This window comes from Actinosynnema sp. NPDC023658, assembly GCF_040639995.1.
Lineage (GTDB): Bacteria > Actinomycetota > Actinomycetes > Mycobacteriales > Pseudonocardiaceae > Actinosynnema.
Genome location: NZ_JBFAAX010001059.1, coordinates 1 through 1832 on the forward strand (window position 1 = coordinate 1; position 1832 = coordinate 1832).

A 1832-nucleotide genomic window follows, 5' to 3' on the forward strand; every position below is an offset into this window, starting at 1 on the left:
CGCTCGGACCCGCCCGCCCGGGACCAACCCCGCCGTCCCCACCCAGAGCACCGGCACCGCGCCCCCGCAGCACGCCCTCAACACCGGCGCGACGCTCGCGCAGGACTACACCGCCTCGCTCAACGCGGGCGGCGCGGACGTGCACGTGGCCCCGCCCATCGGCAGGCCGCTGGCCAACACCCGCGCGCAGGTCCTCGACGGCGCGCTGCGGCCCGTGCCGCCCGGCGTCACGGGCGAGCTGTACCTGTCCGGCACGGGCGTCGCGCGCGGCTACCTCAACCGGCCGGAGCTGACCTCGGAGCGGTTCGTCGCGGACCCGGGCGGCACGCCGGGCGAGCGGATGTACCGGACCGGCGACCTGGCCCGGTGGAACGACGCGGGCGAGATCGAGTACCTGGGCCGGGCCGACGACCAGGTGAAGGTCCGCGGGTTCCGGATCGAGCTGGGCGAGATCGAGGCCGTGCTGGCCGCGTCGCCGGACGTCTCGCACGCCGCCGTCGTGGTGCGCGCCGACAACGCCGGCGGCAAGCAGCTCGTCGGCTACGCCACGCCGGAGCACGGCCACGAGCCCGCGGGCGACGAGCTGCGCGCCGCGCTGGCACGGGTGCTGCCGGAGCACATGGTGCCCGTCGCGGTGGTCGTGCTCGACGAGTTCCCGGTGGGGCCCAACGGCAAGCTCGACCGCCGCGCGCTGCCCGACCCGGAGTTCACCGGCGCCGGCGGTCGCGATGCGGCCACGGAGTTGGAGGCGCGGCTGTGCGGGCTGTTCGCCGACGTGCTCGGCATCGCGGAGGTGGGGCCCGAGGACGGGTTCTTCGACCTGGGCGGCGACAGCATCGTGTCCATCCAGCTCGCCGGGCGGGCCCGCGCGGTCGGGATCGAGCTGACCCCGCGTGACGTGTTCGCCCACCCGACGCCCGAACGGCTCGCCACCGTCGTGCGCGTCACCGACCTGGCGGCGGACCGGCGGACGCCGGACGACGGGACCGGCCCGGTGACGCCGTTGCCGATCGTGCACTGGCTGCGCGAGCGCGGCGACGCGATCGACGGGGTCAACCAGTCGATCGTGGTCCGCACCCCGGCCGGGTTGCGGGTCGCGGACCTCGTGGCGGGCGTCCAGGCGCTGCTGGACCACCACGACGCGTTGCGGCTGCGCCTGTCCCGGCCGGCCGAGTCGACCCGCTGGGGCACCGAGATCCTGCCCGTGGGCGCGGTGGACGCCGCCGAGGTCGTGCACCACGTGGAAGACACCGGGGACGCCGACCTGCTCGCCACGCACGCCCGTGCGGCGGCGGAGAGCCTGCGGCCCGACACCGGCCCGTCGCTGCGCGTGGTGTTCCTCGACGCCGGAGCGGACCGCCCCGGGCGGCTGCTGCTCGTCGCGCACCACCTGCTCGTGGACGGCGTGTCGTGGCGGGTGCTCGTGCCGGACCTGACCGCCGCCTGGCGGGCCGCCGCCGAGGGCCGACCGGCGGACCTCGCGCCCGTCGGCACGTCCTACCGCACGTGGGCGCGGACGCTGGAGGCCGAGGCAGGCGGACGGGCCGACGACGTGGCCGCGTGGAGCGGGCTGCTCACCCCCGACGAGCCGTTGGCGGACCGGCCGCTGGACCCCGCCACGGACGTCGTGTCCACGTTGCGGCACCACCGCGCGGAGCTGCCGCCGGAGGTCGTCGAACCGCTGCTCACGACCGTGCCCGCCGCGTTCCACGCCGGGGTGGACGACGTGCTGCTCGCCGCGCTGGCCATCGCCGTCGCCGCCCGGCGCCCCGGGCACGTGCTGGTGGACCTGGAGGGTCACGGCCGCGACGAGCTCGCGGACCTGGACCTGT

At 76.9% G+C, this 1832-nt stretch carries 1 protein-coding gene; it reads left to right on the forward strand.

What is annotated here, in order from left to right:
- Positions 1-1832: condensation domain-containing protein (locus AB0G02_RS38040; protein ID WP_360804715.1), on the forward strand; the 1832-nt coding region annotated here is incomplete at both ends.